The organism is Streptomyces sp. NPDC111628, from assembly GCF_055635195.1.
The window spans coordinates 249626-266358 of sequence record NZ_JBVKBZ010000007.1; the positions used below are offsets into that span (position 1 = coordinate 249626).

The 16733-nt window shown below is 73.3% G+C and carries 10 protein-coding genes and 1 pseudogene; 6 read left to right on the plus strand and 5 right to left on the minus strand.

Features of this window, described 5'->3' with window-relative positions:
- Positions 1 to 8 precede the first annotated feature (8 nt).
- The 3 genes from ACZ7MF_RS33750 to ACZ7MF_RS33760 all read right to left on the minus strand — a co-directional run bounded on the left by ACZ7MF_RS33750 (position 9) and on the right by ACZ7MF_RS33760 (position 7191).
- Positions 9 to 1472: a glutamate synthase subunit beta gene (locus ACZ7MF_RS33750; protein WP_471482037.1), complete on the minus strand. Its 1464-nt coding sequence runs from the start codon at positions 1470 to 1472 to the stop codon at positions 9 to 11.
- Complete coding sequence (gene gltB / locus ACZ7MF_RS33755; protein ID WP_471482038.1) at positions 1465 to 6075, minus strand: glutamate synthase large subunit; 4611 nt, start codon at positions 6073 to 6075, stop codon at positions 1465 to 1467. The genes ACZ7MF_RS33750 and gltB overlap by 8 nt, the downstream gene beginning before the upstream one ends.
- Before the next feature lie 384 nt (positions 6076 to 6459).
- Positions 6460 to 7191 carry a VIT1/CCC1 transporter family protein gene (locus tag ACZ7MF_RS33760; protein ID WP_471482039.1) on the minus strand — a complete coding sequence of 244 codons (732 nt, stop codon included), beginning with the start codon at positions 7189 to 7191 and terminating at the stop codon, positions 6460 to 6462.
- A gap of 235 nt (positions 7192 to 7426) precedes the next feature.
- On the opposite strand from ACZ7MF_RS33760, the pseudogene ACZ7MF_RS33765 reads away from it, so the two are divergent.
- From ACZ7MF_RS33765 to ACZ7MF_RS33790, 6 genes and pseudogenes are all read left to right on the plus strand, one after another.
- A pseudogene (locus tag ACZ7MF_RS33765) lies at positions 7427 to 8416 on the plus strand (ADP-ribosylglycohydrolase family protein); the annotation flags it as partial.
- A 455-nt stretch (positions 8417 to 8871) separates the two neighbouring features.
- On the plus strand, positions 8872 to 10149 hold the full coding sequence (locus ACZ7MF_RS33770; RefSeq protein WP_471482040.1) for an ADP-ribosylglycohydrolase family protein: 1278 nt from the start codon (positions 8872 to 8874) through the stop codon (positions 10147 to 10149).
- A complete protein-coding gene (locus ACZ7MF_RS33775; RefSeq protein ID WP_471482041.1) occupies positions 10146 to 11324 on the plus strand; it encodes an ADP-ribosylglycohydrolase family protein in 1179 nt (392 codons plus the stop codon). The genes ACZ7MF_RS33770 and ACZ7MF_RS33775 overlap by 4 nt, the downstream gene beginning before the upstream one ends.
- Positions 11312 to 12715 (plus strand): ADP-ribosylglycohydrolase family protein, encoded by a 1404-nt coding sequence (locus tag ACZ7MF_RS33780; RefSeq protein ID WP_471482042.1) that lies wholly within the window; start codon positions 11312 to 11314, stop codon positions 12713 to 12715. Before ACZ7MF_RS33775 ends, ACZ7MF_RS33780 begins: the two co-directional genes overlap by 13 nt.
- Positions 12673 to 13887 (plus strand): CaiB/BaiF CoA transferase family protein, encoded by a 1215-nt coding sequence (locus ACZ7MF_RS33785; protein ID WP_471482043.1) that lies wholly within the window; start codon positions 12673 to 12675, stop codon positions 13885 to 13887. The genes ACZ7MF_RS33780 and ACZ7MF_RS33785 overlap by 43 nt, the downstream gene beginning before the upstream one ends.
- Positions 13884 to 14708, plus strand: coding sequence for an HpcH/HpaI aldolase/citrate lyase family protein (locus ACZ7MF_RS33790; RefSeq protein WP_471482044.1), 825 nt, complete (start codon positions 13884 to 13886; stop codon positions 14706 to 14708). The genes ACZ7MF_RS33785 and ACZ7MF_RS33790 overlap by 4 nt, the downstream gene beginning before the upstream one ends.
- A gap of 71 nt (positions 14709 to 14779) precedes the next feature.
- On the opposite strand, the gene lgt is transcribed toward ACZ7MF_RS33790, so the two are convergent.
- Together lgt and ACZ7MF_RS33800 are read right to left on the minus strand one after the other, a co-directional pair.
- A complete protein-coding gene (lgt, locus tag ACZ7MF_RS33795; RefSeq protein ID WP_471482045.1) occupies positions 14780 to 15826 on the minus strand; it encodes a prolipoprotein diacylglyceryl transferase in 1047 nt (348 codons plus the stop codon).
- A 76-nt stretch (positions 15827 to 15902) separates the two neighbouring features.
- Complete coding sequence (locus tag ACZ7MF_RS33800) at positions 15903 to 16676, minus strand: DsbA family protein (protein WP_471482046.1); 774 nt, start codon at positions 16674 to 16676, stop codon at positions 15903 to 15905.
- Positions 16677 to 16733: the final 57 nt, after the last annotated feature.

The following is a 16733-nucleotide window of genomic DNA, read 5'->3' on the forward strand; positions in this document are numbered from 1 at the left end:
TCCGTCCGTCAGACCGCGAGGGCGCGGTCGGTCGGGCGGATCGGGGCCGGCAGTTCGCTGGCCCCGGTCAGGAAGCGGTCGGCGCCGCGCGCGGCCGAGCGGCCCTCGGCGATCGCCCAGACGATGAGCGACTGCCCGCGGCCGGCGTCACCGGCGACGAACACACCCGGCACATTGGTCTGGAAGTCGGCGTCCCGGGCGATGTTACCCCGTTCGTCGAGCTCCAGGCCGAACTGGTCGACCAGACCGTTCTCCTTGTCGGTGCCGGTGAAGCCCATGGCGAGGGTGACCAGCTGGGCCGGGATCTTCCGCTCGGTGCCCGGCTTCGACGTGAGCTTCCCGTCGACGAACTCGACCTCGCTCATGTGCAGCCACTGGACGTTGCCGTCCTCGTCGCCCTCGAAGTGGGTCGTGGAGACGGCGTAGACCCGCTCGCCGCCCTCCTCGTGGGCGCTGGTGACCTTGTACAGCATCGGGAAGGTCGGCCACGGCTGGCGCACCGCGTCCCGCTCCTCGCCCGGCCGGGGCATGATCTCCAGCTGGGTGACGGAGGCCGCGCCCTGGCGGTGGGCGGTGCCCACGCAGTCGGCACCGGTGTCGCCGCCGCCGATGACGACGACGTGCTTGCCCTCGGCGGTCAGGGGGGCGGTGACGTAGTCGCCCTCCTGGACCTTGTTGGCCAGCGGCAGGTACTCCATCGCCTGGTGGATGCCCTTGAGTTCCCGGCCGGGGACCGGCAGGTCGCGGGCGGTGGTGGAGCCGGCGGCGATGACGACGGCGTCGTAGCGCTTCTTCAGGTCGGTCGCCTTGAGGTCGCGGCCGATCTCGACGCCGGTGCGGAAGCGGGTGCCCTCGGCGCGCATCTGCTCTATGCGGCGGTTGATGTGCCGCTTCTCCATCTTGAACTCGGGGATGCCGTACCGGAGGAGGCCTCCGACGCGGTCCGCGCGCTCGTAGACGGCGACGGTGTGACCGGCCCGGGTGAGCTGCTGGGCGGCGGCCAGGCCCGCCGGGCCCGAGCCGATGACGGCGACGGTCTTGCCGGACAGGCGCTCGGGGATGCGCGGGGCGACGTCCCCGGTCTCCCACGCCTTGTCGATGATCGAGACCTCGACGTTCTTGATGGTGACCGGCGGCTGGTTGATGCCGAGCACACACGCCGACTCGCACGGGGCCGGGCACAGGCGGCCGGTGAACTCCGGGAAGTTGTTGGTGGCGTGCAGGCGCTCGGACGCCGCCGACCAGTCCTCGCGGTAGGCGTAGTCGTTCCACTCGGGGATCAGGTTCCCGAGCGGGCAGCCGTTGTGGCAGAACGGGATGCCGCAGTCCATGCAGCGGCTGGCCTGCTTGCTGATGATCGGCAGCAGGGAGCCGGGGACGTAGACCTCGTTCCAGTCCTTGACGCGCTCGTCGACGGGGCGGGTCCTGGCGACCTCGCGTCCGTGGTTCAGAAAGCCCTTGGGATCAGCCATTGGTCGCCGCCTCCATCATCTTCTCGGTGGTCTCGGTCTCGGAGAGACCGGCTCGCTCGGCGGCGTCCTTGGCGGCGAGCACTGCCTGGTACGTGCTGGGGATGATCTTGCTGAAGCGCTCCACGGCGACGGTCCAGTCGGCGAGCAGCTTCTGGGCGACCGTGGACCCGGTCTCCTCGGCGTGGCGGCGCACCACGTCGTGCAGCCAGTCCTTGTCGGCGTCGTCCAGGGCCTGGACCGCGTCGACGTTTCCGACGTTGACGTTGTCGCGGTCGAGGTCGACGACGTAGGCGATGCCGCCGGACATGCCGGCCGCGAAGTTGCGCCCGGTCTCGCCGAGGACGACCGCGTGGCCGCCGGTCATGTACTCGCAGCCGTGGTCGCCGACGCCCTCGGAGACGACCAGCGCGCCGGAGTTGCGGACGCAGAAGCGCTCGCCGACCTTGCCGCGCAGGAACATCTCGCCGCCGGTGGCGCCGTAGCCGATGGTGTTGCCGGCGATGGTGGAGTACTCGGCGAGGTGGTCGGCGCCCCGGTCGGGGCGGACGATCACGCGGCCGCCGGAGAGGCCCTTGCCGACGTAGTCGTTGGCGTCGCCCTCCAGGCGCAGCGTGATGCCGCGCGGCACGAAGGCGCCGAAGGACTGTCCCGCGGAGCCGGTGAAGGTGATGTCGACGGTGTCGTCGGGCAGCCCGCCGCCGCCGAACTTCTTGGTGACCTCGTGGCCGAGCATGGTGCCGACCGTGCGGTTGATGTTGCGGATGGCGACCTGGGCGCGCACGGGGGCGGCCTGGGTGGCGTCCGCGGCGGCCAGCGCGTCGGAGGCGAGCTTGATCAGCTGGTTGTCGAGCGCCTTCTCCAGGCCGTGGTCCTGGGCGACGGCCTGGTGGCGCACCGCGCCCTCGGCCAGTGCGGGCACGTGGAACAGCGGCTCGAGGTCGAGGCCCTGCGCCTTCCAGTGGTCGACCGCGCGGGTCACGTCGAGGGTCTCGGCGTGGCCGACGGCCTCCTCGATGGAGCGGTAGCCCAGCTCGGCGAGGATCTCGCGGACCTCTTCGGCGATGAACCGGAAGAAGTTCACGATGTACTCGGCCTTGCCGGAGAAGCGCTCCCTGAGGACCGGGTTCTGGGTGGCGATGCCGACCGGGCAGGTGTCCAGGTGGCAGACGCGCATCATGACGCAGCCGGAGACGACGAGCGGCGCGGTGGCGAAACCGAACTCCTCGGCACCGAGCAGCGCGGCGATGACGACGTCGCGGCCGGTCTTGAGCTGGCCGTCGGTCTGGACGACGATGCGGTCGCGCAGGCCGTTGAGCAGCAGCGTCTGCTGGGTCTCGGCGAGGCCCAGCTCCCAGGGGCCGCCCGCGTGCTTGAGACTCGTCAGAGGCGAAGCACCCGTGCCGCCGTCGTGGCCGGAGATCAGCACCACGTCCGCGTGCGCCTTGGACACGCCCGCCGCGACCGTGCCGACGCCGACCTCGGAGACCAGCTTGACGTGAATCCGCGCCTGCGGGTTCGCGTTCTTCAGGTCGTGGATCAGCTGGGCCAGGTCCTCGATGGAGTAGATGTCGTGGTGCGGCGGCGGGGAGATCAGGCCGACACCGGGGGTGCTGTGCCGGGTCTTGGCGACCCAGGGGTACACCTTGTGGCCGGGCAGCTGGCCGCCCTCGCCGGGCTTGGCGCCCTGGGCCATCTTGATCTGGATGTCGTCGGCGTTGACCAGGTACTCGGAGGTGACGCCGAAGCGGCCGGAGGCGACCTGCTTGATGCTGGACCGGCGCGCCGGGTCGTACAGGCGCTCCGGGTCCTCGCCGCCCTCACCGGTGTTGGACTTGCCGCCCAGCTGGTTCATGGCGATGGCGAGGGTCTCGTGCGCCTCCTGCGAGATGGAGCCGTACGACATGGCGCCGGTGGAGAAGCGCTTGACGATCTCGGAGACGGGCTCGACCTCGTCGAGCGGGATCGGCTGCCGGCCGTCGGCGCCGCTCTTGAAGCCGAACAGGCCGCGCAGCGTCATCAGCCGCTCGGACTGCTCGTTCACGCGCTCGGTGTACTTCTTGAAGATGTCGTACGTGCCGGAGCGCGTGGAGTGCTGGAGGCGGAAGACCGTCTCGGGGTCGAACAGGTGTGGCTCGCCCTCGCGGCGCCACTGGTACTCGCCGCCGATGTCCAGGGTGCGGTGGGCCGGCGCGATGCCGCTGGCCGGGTAGGCCTTGGCGTGGCGGGCGGCGACCTCCTTGGCGACGACGTCGATGCCGACGCCGCCGATCTTGGTGGCGGTGCCGTTGAAGTACTCGGCGACGAACTCCTCGTCCAGGCCGACGGCCTCGAAGACCTGGGCGCCGCGGTAGGAGGCCACGGTGGAGATGCCCATCTTGGACATGACCTTGAGGACGCCCTTGCCGAGGGCGTAGATCAGGTTGCGGATGGCCTGCTCGGGCTCGCCGTCGTCGGTCTGCAGGAAGGTGCCGGCCCGGACCAGGTCCTCGACGGACTCCATCGCGAGGTACGGGTTGACCGCGGCGGCGCCGAAGCCGATGAGCAGGGCGACGTGGTGGACCTCGCGGACGTCGCCGGCCTCGACCAGCAGGCCCACCTCGGTGCGCTGCTTGGTGCGGATGAGGTGGTGGTGGACGGCGGCGGTGAGCAGCAGCGAGGGGATCGGCGCGTGCTCGGCGTCCGAGTGGCGGTCGGACAGGACGATCAGCCGGGCGCCGTTCTCGATGGCGGCGTCGGCCTCGGCGCAGATCTCCTCGATGCGCGCGGCCAGCGCGTCGCCGCCGCCGTGCACCCGGTAGAGGCCGGAGAGGGTCGCGGCCTTGAAGCCGGGCATGTCGCCGTCGGCGTTGATGTGGATGAGCTTGGCCAGCTCGTCGTTGTCGATCACCGGGAAGGGCAGCAGGACGCTGCGGCACGAGGCGGCCGTCGGGTCCAGCAGGTTGCCCTGGGGGCCGAGCGAGGAGCGCAGCGAGGTGACCAGTTCCTCGCGGATGGCGTCCAGCGGCGGGTTGGTGACCTGGGCGAAGAGCTGGGTGAAGTAGTCGAAGAGCAGCCGGGGGCGCTCGGAGAGCGCGGCGATCGGCGAGTCGGTGCCCATGGAGCCGATCGGCTCGGCGCCCGCCTTGGCCATCGGCGCGAGGAGGACGCGCAGCTCCTCCTCGGTGTACCCGAAGGTCTGCTGGCGGCGGGTGACCGAGGCGTGGGTGTGCACGATGTGCTCACGCTCGGGCAGGTCGGACAGCTCGATCTCGCCGGCTTCCATCCACTCGCCGTACGGCTGCTCGCCGGCGAGCTGGGCCTTGATCTCGTCGTCCTCGATGATGCGGTGCTCGGCGGTGTCCACGAGGAACATGCGGCCGGGCTGGAGGCGGCCCTTGCGGACGACCTTGGCGGGGTCGATGTCGAGGACGCCGACCTCGGAGCCGAGGACGACGAGGCCGTCGTCGGTGACCCAGTAGCGGCCGGGGCGCAGACCGTTGCGGTCGAGGACCGCGCCGACCTGGGTGCCGTCGGTGAAGGTGACGCAGGCCGGACCGTCCCAGGGCTCCATCATCGTGGAGTGGAACTGGTAGAAGGCGCGCCGGTCCGCGTCCATGGAGGCGTGGTTCTCCCACGCCTCCGGGATCATCATCAGCACGGAGTGCGGCAGCGAGCGCCCACCGAGGTGGAGCAGCTCCAGGACCTCGTCGAAGGAGGCGGAGTCCGAGGCGTCCGGCGTACAGATCGGGAAGATCCGCTCCAGGTCCGCGGACGAGCCGAACAGGTTGGAGGCGAGCTGGGACTCGCGGGCGCGCATCCAGTTGCGGTTGCCCTTGACCGTGTTGATCTCGCCGTTGTGCGCGACGAAGCGGTACGGGTGGGCGAGCGGCCACGACGGGAAGGTGTTGGTGGAGAACCGGGAGTGCACGAGCGCGATCGCGGAGGCGAAGCGGCGGTCGGACAGGTCCGGGAAGAACGGCTCCAGCTGGCCGGTGGTCAGCATGCCCTTGTAGACGATGGTCCGCGCGGACAGCGACGGGAAGTAGACACCGGCCTCGCGCTCGGCGCGCTTGCGCAGCGCGAAGGCGTGGCGGTCCAGGGCGATGCCCTGCGAGGTGCCGTCGCTCACGAAGATCTGGCGGAAGACCGGCATGGTCGAGCGGGCGGTCGCGCCCAGCATCTGCGGGGCGACCGGGACCTCGCGCCAGCCGAGGACGGTGAGGCCCTCCTCGTGCGCGATCGTCTCGATGCGCGAGACGGCGTCCTCGGTGCCGTCGACCGGCAGGAAGGCGATGCCGACGGCGTACGCCCCGGCCTCCGGCAGCTCGAATCCGGCCACCTCGCGGAAGAACGCGTCGGGCACCTGGGAGAGGATGCCGGCGCCGTCGCCCGAGTCGGGCTCGGAGCCGGTGGCGCCGCGGTGTTCCAGGTTGCGCAGCACGGTGAGCGCCTGGTCGACCAGGGTGTGGGACGCCTCGCCGGTGAGGGTGGCGACGAAACCGACGCCGCACGCGTCGTGTTCGTTGCGGGGGTCGTACATACCCTGCGCGGCAGGGCGAGCATCCATGAAGGACCAGTTCTGGCCACTCTCGGAGTGCTGGGACGGCTGGCGCGGCGTACGCATCGGCTCTCCCGTCGTCGTCATCTGGCATGTGGCAAGTGCCGAGGGACGACGTTGGCCCTCTGCGGTGGGTGCATCAGTGGCTGAAAAATTTGGTGCAGGTTACATGATGGATTGGTTCTCGGTAAACGGGACAATCCGTTCCAGCATGCGGACACCGACGGGGTGCGGTGGGGGTTCCGCACCTGCGGTGGAAGCTATGGAGACCGAGGCGGACAGATCGGTGTCCGTCGGTCCGGGGGAGCGGAAGGGGCGTCGTCGCCCACTCCGCGCGTGCACGGCAGGCTTCGTTGCCCGCAGCGCTTACGGCTCATGCCCGGAGATTACGCACTCGAAACCAGCGAGTAACGGCTACTTATGCGGCCCGTCGCATAAGTTCGAGCCGGACTATCCTACGGCCGTTCCGAACAGGCTGCCCAGGAGATACGTCACACCGGCCGCCGCACCGCCGAGGGCGAGCTGCCGCAGGCCGCTGTACCACCAGCTGCGGGCCGTGACCTTGGCGACCACCGCGCCGCACAGGAACAGCCCGGCCAGCGCGAGCAGCACCGCGGGCCACAGCGCACTGGCGCCGAGCAGGAACGGCAGGACGGGGAGCAGGGCGCCCAGCGCGAAGGATCCGAACGACGACACGGCCGCGACGGTCGGCGAGGGCAGGTCGGAGGGGTCGATGCCCAGCTCCTCGCGGGCGTGTATCTCCAGCGTCTGCTCGGGGTCGCTGGACAGCTGGCGGGCCACCTCGCGGGCGAGCTCCGGCTCGACGCCGCGCGCCTCGTAGAGCGCGGCCAGCTCGGCCTCCTCGTCCGCCGGGTGCTTGCGCAGCTCGCGGCGCTCCACGTCCAGCTCGGCCTCGACCAGCTCGCGCTGGGAGGCGACGGAGGTGTACTCGCCGGCGGCCATGGAGAAGGCGCCGGCGGCCAGCCCGGCGAGCCCGCTGATCACCACGGTCTGCTGGCTCGCCGTACCGGCCGCGACGCCGGTCATGAGGGCGAGGTTGGAGACCAGTCCGTCCATCGCGCCGAAGACGGCGGGGCGCAGCCAGCCGCCGTTCACGTCGCGGTGGGTGTGGTTGTCGCGGTGCGCCTCGTGCAGCGCCGCCTCGGTCTCGATGATGGCCATGAGGGTTCCCCCGGGAAAGCTAGTCTGGACTCATTCCACTTTTTAACAACACCCAATCTACGCCGATCATTTCCGTCCCGCCAGCAAGGAAAGGCTGGGCTTACCTGCGGTTTTACCTCCTCGCACTCATTCGTGATCTTGCCTGCTCATATGTCGACCGGGTGACACGCGCCCCGGTTCGGCTGCGGTGCACACCGCACCGGGGACAGATGTGCGGAGGGAGAGGAGAGGCCGCATGGCATCCACCGCCTGCATTCCCCCGGCCCCCGCGACCGAGGACGCCGTCGGGCTCCGCGACCGGGCCCGGGGCGCGCTGCTCGGACTGGCCGTCGGGGACGCCCTCGGGGCGCCGGCCGAGAACATGAAGCCCTCGGAGATCCGCGCCCGCTGGGGCCGCATCACGGGGTACGTGGCCGACCGGCCCGCCGGTACGGACGACACGGAGTACGCGATCTTCTCGGGCCTGCTGCTGGCCCGCCACGGCAGCGCGCTCACCCAGGCCCACGTGGAGGCGGCGTGGCACGAGTGGATCGCGGACCGGGAGGAGGGCCCGTTCCGGGGCGCGGGCTTCAGTGAACGCGGCACCCTGGAGAACCTGCGCCGGGGTCTGGCCGCCCCGATCTCCGCCCAGCACCGGCACGCCTGGAGCGACGGACTGGCCATGCGGGCCGCGCCGCACGGCGTGTTCGCGGCCGGGCGGCCCGCCGAGGCGGCCCGGCTGGCGGCGATCGACGGCTCGGTCAGCCACGAGGGCGAGGGCATCTACGGCGGCCAGGCGGTGGCGGCGGGCGTCGCGGCGGCGATGGCCGGGGCGTCGACCGTCGCGGTGGTGGCCTCCGCGCTGGCCGTCGTCCCGGACGACTCCTGGACGGCGCGCTGTCTGCGCCGCGCGCTGACGGCGGCCCACCGCGGCGAACGCGCGGTGCGTTCCGCGGTGGTCATCGGCGGCTACCCGTGGACCGACCTGGCCCCCGAGGCGGTCGCCCTCGCCTTCGGCGCGTACGCGGCGGCCGACGGCGACTTCACGGACGCCGTGCTGACGGCCGTCAACATGGGCCGCGACGCCGACACCACGGCCGCGGTGGCCGGCGCCCTGGCCGGCGCGACCCGGGGCGTCCACGCCATCCCGGCCGACTGGGCGGGCGCCATCGGCCCGGCCCGCGGCTCCTGCCTGCCGACGATGGCCGGACACCACGTACTGGAGGTGGCGGACCTCCTGACCCGGGCGGCCCGACCGGCTCCGCCGCACTCGGAGCGGGGGCAGGTGGCCCCGGAGCGGATCGCCCGGCACCCGGAGGGGTTGCCGTCCGACCCGGCCCGCGTACGGCCGGGCACGGAAGCCCTGCCACCGTCCGCGGTGCCAACACCGTCGAACACGGCCACGTCCACGGCACCGGCACCGGCACCGCCGGACGCGGAACGAGCACACCGGAACGCGGGACGCGTACCGCCGGGCGCGACCCGGGTGCCGGGCGATGCGCCGTGGGTGCCGGGGGCCGCCGGGCGAGCACCGGGGGAGGTGGCGGAGGAACCGGTGCGGGTGACGCGGGGTTCCGGTACGGCTGCACGCACCGTCCCGGGCGGACCGCCCGCCGACACCGACCCCGGCGGCAGGCCGCCGCCGTCCGACCCGGCCGCGCATCCACCCGCCGCGGACGCCCACGCGGCGGAGGTGGGGCCGTGAGCCGCGCTCGTGGCGCGGTCGGGGCGACGGGCACCACGGCGTATGTCGAAGGGCCCGGTGTGCCGGTGGCGAGCGGGTCCAGTGGGAGCGGGCACCGGCCGGGGACCGAGCCGGAGCCGGCCGCGGCGTCCCGTGCGGTGCCGCTCTCCGACCGCATCGAGGGGCTCCTCCTCGGGCTCGCCGCGGGAGACGCCGCCGGCTGGCCCGCCGCCCGGCACCGGGCCGCTCGCATGCCGCAGTGGACGCGGCGGCTCACCCGCGAACTGGACACCTTCGCCGAGCAGAACGCGACCACCACCCTCCCCGTCCCGATCGCCCTGAACCAGCCCCCGGAGCCGCTGCGCCTCGGCCCCTCGGACGACGCCGAGTGGGCGGCGTTCGCCGCGGAGGCCCTGCTGCGGGCGGGCGACGACAGTGTGCTCGGGGACCTGAGCCGGGACCGCCGGATGCGCGCCGCGATCGACCTGACCTGGAACGCCGTCGCCAGCGAGGTCGCCGCCGCCACGGAGCGCGCCCCGGAGGCCGAGTCCGCGGTGCTGCCGCTGCGTGCCCGCATCTCGGTGCGGGCGGGGCTCGGCAACCTCGCCGCCGGGCTGCGTCCGCCCGCCACCGGCCACGACAACCCGCACTACTTCGACGACGCCGCCTGCGTGCGGGCCTGCGTCCTCGCCGTCGCCCACCCCGGCGCCCCGCGCCCCGCCGCCGACCTCGCCGAGTTCGACGCCCGCTACACCCAGGACGGCGACGGCGTGCACGGCGCGCGGGCCATGGCGGCGGCCCTGGCCCGCGCCCTGGACGGCGCCGACGTGGACGCCTGCGTGGCGGCCGCGCTCGCCGAACTGCCCGAGGCGACGGAGATCGGCCGCAACGCCCGCCAGGCCCTGGCCCTCGCGGCGGCCGCCGAGAGCACCTTCGCCCTGGTGCCGCTCCTGGAGCACCGCATCGTCGACCACGTCTACAGCTACGGCATCGCCGCCGCCGAGACCGTCCCGGTCGCCCTCGCCCTGGCCACCGCCGCCGGTGGCCGCGTCGCCGATGCCGTACCGGCGGCAGCGTGCCTGTCCCGGGTCGCGGACTCCGCACCCGCGCTGGCCGGCGCCCTCACCGGCGCGCTCGGCGGCGGCGCGTCGGTCCCCGCCTCCTGGCGGGACGCCTGCCGCACCCTGCCCGGCTGCGTACTGCCCCGGCTCACCGGCACCGACCTGGTCGAACTCGCCGGTCTCCTGCACGCCACGCAACCGTCCCGACCGGAAGGACGAGGCACCACGCCATGACCCCCCTGACCCCGGACCACAGCACCACCGCATCCCTCGACGAGCGCGTCACCGGCGCTCTCGTCGGCGCGGCCGTCGGCGACGCGCTCGGCGGTCCCGTCGAGGGCTACTCCCCCGAGCAGATCGTCGAACGCCACGGCGGCCGCGTCCACGGCGTCGTCGGCCCCTGGAACGGCGACGCCTGGCGCACCGCCCGCCCCGTCGCCCCGTACCACAAGGGCGACGGCCACGTCACCGACGACACCCTGATGACGCACGCGCTGGTCCGGGTCTACGGCACGGTCCGCGACCACCTCGACGCCTACGCGGTCGCCGAACACCTGGTCCCGGACCTGATCACGAACCCGCGCTGGATCCCGGAACTGGAGGCCGAGGCGCTGCCGCTCCAGCGCATCTTCCTCGCCGAGAAGTGGCTGGTCGCACGGATCCACTACGGACACGTGGACCCGCGCGAGGCGGGTACCGGCAACATCGTCAACTGCGGTGCCGCGATGTACACGGCCCCGGTCGGCCTGGTCAACGCGGCCCACCCCGCGGCCGCCTACGCCGAGGCGCTGGACGTCGCGGGCGCGCACCAGTCGTCGTACGGCCGGGAGGCGGCCGGTGTCCTCGCGGCGGCGGTGGCCGCGGCCTGCGCGCCGGGCGCGACCCCGGACTCGGTGGTCGCCGCCTGTCTGTCCCTGGCGAAGGACGGCACCCGGGCCGCGATCGAGGCCGTGTGCGAGGTGGCCGCGCGCCACTCGGACTTCGAGTCGGCGCTGGCGCCGCTGCGGGCGGCGGTGGCCCCGTACGACACGGTGGGCCCCGACTACCGCGCGCCCTCGCTCGGCGCCCGCCGGCCCTCGCGCCTGCACGCGATCGAGGAACTGCCCGTCGCCCTCGGCATGCTGCTCGTCTCCGGCGGCGACTTCCGGCACGCGGTGCTCGGCGCGGTCAACTACGGCCGCGACTGCGACTCCATCGCCACCATGGCGGGCGCGCTGGCCGGGGCGCTGGGATCACCGGTCCCGGAGGACTGGGCGAAGACCGTCGCGGAGGCGAGCCGCCTGGACCTGTGGGCACCGGCGGCGGCGCTCACCGCGGTCGCGCGGGAGGTCTTCGCGCGTGACGTGCGACGCCGCCGGGCCCACGAGGAGGCGTTCGCCGCGATCGGGGGCGCGGGATGCTCCGAGTGACCTGGGTCCAGCCCGAGGACCTGGTCGGCCACGAACTGCGCCAGGCACGGCTGGACGGCCGCGACGCGTCGGCGGTCGCGGCCCGCTGGCGCGCGGCGGGCGGTGGCGAGGCACCGGCCCGGGCGGGCGCCTCGCCGGGGCCCGCCTCCCCCCGCCTGCGCCGCCTGGCGGAGGACCTCCTGGACGAACTGGCCGGCCTGCCCGCTCCCCTGGCGGAGGCCGAGCCGACGGAACTCGACCGGATCAGGGCACTGTGCCCCGACTGGCCCGCCCCGCACCCCGGAGCGCGTGTGGCGCCCGCCCGGCTGGAGGCCGCCTGGCTCGGTCGCGCCGTCGGCTGCCTCCTCGGCAAACCCGTCGAGAAGCTCCCCCTCACCGGTATCCGGCTGCTCGGCCGGGCCGCCGGCAACTGGCCCCCGACCGCGTACTTCACCGCCCGGGGCGTCCCCCGCGACCTGCTCACCGCATACCCCTGGAACCGCCGCTCCGCGCCGACCTCCCTCGCCGAGAACATCGACGGCATGCCGGAGGACGACGACCTCAACTACCCGCTGCTCGCTCTCCTGCTCCTGCGGCGCCACGGCAGGGCCTTCACCACCGACGACGTGGCCCGCGTCTGGCTCGACGAACTCCCGCCCGGCCGCACCTTCACCGCCGAACGCGTCGCCCTGCGCAACCTCCTCACCGGCCTCGAACCCCCGTACACCGCCCGCCACCGCAACCCGTTCCGCGAGTGGATCGGTGCCCTGATCCGCGCCGACTTGCACGGCTGGACCAACCCGGGCGACCCGGGCGCCGCCGCGGCGCAGTCGCACCGCGACGCGACCCTCAGCCACACCGCCAACGGTGTCTACGCGGCCATGTTCGCGGCGGCCGTCGTCGCCACCGCCGCCCCCGCCGACGCACCGGACGTCCACGCCTGTCTGCGCGCCGGACTCGCGGTCGTCCCGCCCGGTTCCCGCCTGGCCGGGGCCGTCCGGCACGCCGTACGGCTCGCGGGCGCGCACGACGACTTCGACACGGTCGTGGACCGGCTCCACGCCGTCCACTCCCCGGCCCACCACTGGGTGCACGCCATTCCCAACACCGCCCTGATCGCCGCCGCGCTCACCCACGCGGACGGCGACTTCACCGGCTCGCTCTCCCGCGTCGTCTCCGGCGGCTGGGACACCGACTCCAACGGGGCCACCGTGGGCGGCGTCGCCGGACTGCTCGCCGGTTCCCCCGCCGCGCTGCCCGAGCACTGGACGGCCCCGCTGAAGAACCGCCTCGCCACCTCCGTCGGCGACTTCGACGGCACCGGCTTCGACACCCTCGCCCAGCTCACCCACCGGGAGGCCACCCGCCCATGCCCGAGCCCGCCGCCCCTCGCCCCGTCTCCGCTCCCCTGACCGGCCTGCGCGTCCTCGACCTCGCCACCCTCTTCGCGGGACCGCTCGCCGCCACCATGCTCGGCGACTTCGGCGCCGAAGTGATCAAGGTCGAGCACCCCACCCGGCCCGACCCGTCCCGGGGACACGGCCCCTCGAAGGACGGTGTGGGCCTGTGGTGGAAGCTGCTGGGCCGCAACAAGCACACGATCACCCTGGACCTGTCGAAACCCGCCGGGCGCACCACCCTGCTCCGGCTCGCCGCCACCGCCGACGTGGTCGTCGAGAACTTCCGGCCGGGCACCCTGGAGAGGTGGGACCTGGGCTGGGACGAGCTGTCCGCCGTCAACCCGCGCCTGGTCCTGACCCGGGTCACCGGCTTCGGCCAGTTCGGGCCGTACGCGCGCCGTCCCGGCTTCGGCACCCTCGCCGAGGCCATGAGCGGTTTCGCCGCGATGACCGGCGAGCCGGACGCGCCGCCGACGCTGCCGCCGTTCGGCCTCGCCGACTCGATCGCGGCGCTGGCGACGGCGTACGCCGTGATGACCGCGCTGGCCGCCCGGGAGCGCACCGGCGAGGGCCAGGTCGTCGACATGGCGATCATCGAGCCGATCCTGACCGTGCTCGGCCCGCAGCCCCTCTGGTACGACCAGCTCGGCCACGTCCAGCCGCGCACCGGCAACCGCTCGCAGAACAACGCCCCGCGCAACACCTACCGCACCGCCGACGGCACCTGGGTCGCCGTCTCCACCTCGGCCCAGTCGGTCGCCGAGCGGGTGATGCGGCTGGTGGGCCGCCCGGAGCTGATCGACGAGCCCTGGTTCGCGACGGGCGCCGACCGGGCCCGGCACACCGACGTGCTGGACGCGGCGGTCGGCGACTGGATCGCCCGGCACTCCCGCGCGGACGTGCTCGCCGCGTTCGAGAAGGCCGAGGCGGCCGTCGCGCCGGTCCAGGACGTGCGGGACGTGATGGCCGACCCGCAGTACCAGGCCCTCGACACCGTCACCACGGTCGACGATCCGGAGCTGGGTCCGCTGCGCATGCAGAACGTCCTCTTCCGGCTCTCCGCCACCCCGGGCGCGATCCGCTGGGCGGGCCGCCCGCACGGCGCCGACACCGAGGAGGTGCTGACCGGCCTGGGGCTCACCCCGGCGGACGTCAAGGAGCTGCGTGAGGACGGCGTCGTATGACCACACCCCCGCTGACCTGGCTCTACGTGCCGGGTGACCGGCCCCCGGTGGTCGCCAAGGCGTTGGCCGCCGGTGCCGACGTGGTGGTCGTCGACCTGGAGGACGCGGTCGCCGCCGACCGCAAGGAGTACGCCCGCGACGCCACGGCCGAGCTGCTCGCCGAGCCGCAGCCGGTGCCGGTGCACGTCCGCGTCAACGCCCTGGACGGTCCGCTCGCCGCCGGGGACCTGGCGGCGCTGGCCGCGCTGCCGGGTCTGTCGGGGCTGCGGCTGCCCAAGGTGACCTCGCCGGAGCAGGTGACCGGCGTCGCCGCGCTGACCGGCGGACCGCCGCTGTACGCCCTGCTGGAGACGGCCCTGGGGGTGGAGCGGGCGTACCGGATCGCCGCGGCCCATCCGGCGCTGCGCGGGATCGCCCTCGGTGAGGCGGACCTCCGTGCCGACCTGGGCGTGCGCGGGGACGCCGGCCTGGACTGGTCGCGCTCGCGCGTGGTCGTGGCCGCGAGGGCGGCGGGCCTGGCGCCGCCGTCCCAGACGGTGCATCCGGACACCCGGGACCTGGAGGGCCTGGCGGCGTCCTGTGCCCACGGCCGCGCCCTGGGCTTCCTGGGGCGGGCCGCGATCCACCCGCGTCAGCTGCCGATCATCGAGCGGGCCTATCTGCCCACCGAACGGGAGCTGGAGGAGGCGGAGACGATCGTCAAGGCGGCCACGGTCCAGCCGGGTGCGCAGGCGCTGCCGGACGGCCGGTTCATCGACGCGGCGGTGGTGGCGACGGCCCGGCGGACGCTGTCGCTGGCCCGGCGGCCCACCCTGTCCTGAGCCCGGCCCGGCATACGCCGAGGGCGCCCGAAGAATCCCGGGCGCCCTCGGCGGCGTACCTTGCGGGCGGGTCAGCCCTTCTTGGCGGAGTCGGCGCCGTTCGTCACGCCCTCGGCGTCCTTCGCGTCGTCCGCGTCGTCTGCTTCGTCCACGTCGGCTTCGTCCGCGGCCGACGTGTCCTCCGCGGCCTCGGTGGCATCGGTCTTCTCCGCGGCGTCCGCGTCGTTCTCGGTGTCCTTGGTGCCCTTGGCGTCCTTGGCGTCCTTGTCCGCTGCGGACCCGGTGTCACCGGCGGCGGACTGCGCGCCCGGCTCCACCACGGCCTCCCGGCCCGGCCGCTTCCGTGCCGACAGCACGATGTACAGCACGGCGAGCAGGAACACGAAGAGCGCGGTCCAGTTGTTCAGCCGGAGACCCAGGATGTGGTGGGCGTCGTCGACGCGCATGTACTCGATCCAGAAGCGGCCCGCGCAGTACGCCGCCACGTACAGGGCGAAGGCGCGCCCGTGGCCGAGCTTGAAGCGGCGGTCGGCCCAGATGACGAGGAGCGCGACACCGATGCACCACAGCGACTCGTACAGGAAGGTCGGGTGGTACGTGCCCGGCAGCCGTCCGTCGGCCGTCGAGGTGATCTCCACGGCCCACGGCAGGTCGGTCGCCTTGCCGTACAGCTCCTGGTTGAACCAGTTGCCCCAGCGGCCGATGGCCTGCGCGAGGGCGATACCGGGGGCGACGGCGTCGGCGTAGGCGGGCATCGGGACGCCCCGGCGGCGGGCGCCGATCCAGGCGCCCACCGCGCCGAACGCGATGGCGCCCCAGATGCCGAGGCCGCCCTCCCAGATCTTGAAGGCGTCGACCCAGTCACGGCCCTCGCTGAAGTACAGCTGGTAGTCCGTGATCACGTGGTAGAGGCGGCCGCCGATCAGGCCGAAGGGAACGGCCCAGACCGCGATGTCGGCCACCGTGCCCGACCGCCCGCCCCGGGCGATCCAGCGCTTGTTGCCGAGCCAGACGGCAACGAAGACGCCGATGATGATGCAGAACGCGTAGCCGCGCAGCGGGATGGGACCGAGGTGCAGCACCCCGCGCGACGGGCTGGGAATGAAGGCAAGTTCCATGGCAGGGTCGACGCTACCGTGTCGGACGGGGGGCGCGGCGGGCAGCCCGGCTACGGGTCCGTAACGAGCGGGTGCGCTACTTGTTGGCGTCCTCCACCATCTGCTTGAGCTTGGCCGGGGTCATGGAGCGGTCCTGGTAGATGTTCTTGCCGTCCAGGAGCACGGTCGGGGTGCCGCTGAAGCCGCCGTTCTGGAAGGCCTTGTTGGACTTTTCCACCCAGCTGTTGTGCTTGCCGTTCTTCACGCATTCCTGGAACAGGGTGGTGTCGAGGCCGTCGACCTTGCCCGCCAGGTCGAGCAGCTTGTCCTCGTCGGCGAAGGCGTCGTCGGTCTCCGGCGGCTGGTTGTCGTACAGCACGTCGTGGTACGGCGGGAACTTTCCGGCGTCCTGGGCGCAGGCGGCGGCGTTGGCCGCCTTGCGGGAGCCGGTGCCGCCCATGTTGCCGTCGATGATGGTCGCCAGGTGGTACTCGACCTTGAGCTGCCCGGCGTCGGTCAGCTCGTGGATGGTGTTGCGGTACGCCAGCTCGAAGGCCTTGCAGGCCGGGCAGCGGAAGTCCTCCCAGATGGTGAGCGTGGACTTGGCGCTCTCCTCGCCGACGGGGATCGCGAGGCCGTCCTTGCCCTGCGCCCCCGAGGGCGCCACGACCGGACCGGCCGACTCGCTGCCGTCGTCCTTGCCCGCGTTCGCGGCGACCACGCCGATCACCGCCGCCAGGCCCAGGACGCAGACCACGCTCGCGCCGACGATCAGCGCACGGCGGCGCTTGTCCCTGGACTTCTGCTTCTCGCGCTCGGCCGCCAGCTTCTCGCGGGCGCCGCGCTTTCCCTGTCGGTTCTTCTCGCTCACACCCCGCAGAACGAACCGGGGAGGCGCAGCGCGCCTCCCCGGTCCCAGGTCCACTCG

Coding starts and splice junctions, on each gene's coding strand:
- ACZ7MF_RS33790 (WP_471482044.1), top strand. CDS start 13,884: ATGACCACACCCCCGCTGACCTGGCTCTACGTGCCGGGTGACCGGCCC.
- ACZ7MF_RS33750 (WP_471482037.1), bottom strand. CDS start 1,472: ATGGCTGATCCCAAGGGCTTTCTGAACCACGGACGCGAGGTCGCCAGG.
- gltB (WP_471482038.1), bottom strand. CDS start 6,075: ATGCGTACGCCGCGCCAGCCGTCCCAGCACTCCGAGAGTGGCCAGAAC.
- ACZ7MF_RS33785 (WP_471482043.1), top strand. CDS start 12,673: ATGCCCGAGCCCGCCGCCCCTCGCCCCGTCTCCGCTCCCCTGACCGGC.
- ACZ7MF_RS33760 (WP_471482039.1), bottom strand. CDS start 7,191: ATGGCCATCATCGAGACCGAGGCGGCGCTGCACGAGGCGCACCGCGAC.
- ACZ7MF_RS33775 (WP_471482041.1), top strand. CDS start 10,146: ATGACCCCCCTGACCCCGGACCACAGCACCACCGCATCCCTCGACGAG.
- ACZ7MF_RS33780 (WP_471482042.1), top strand. CDS start 11,312: ATGCTCCGAGTGACCTGGGTCCAGCCCGAGGACCTGGTCGGCCACGAA.
- lgt (WP_471482045.1), bottom strand. CDS start 15,826: ATGGAACTTGCCTTCATTCCCAGCCCGTCGCGCGGGGTGCTGCACCTC.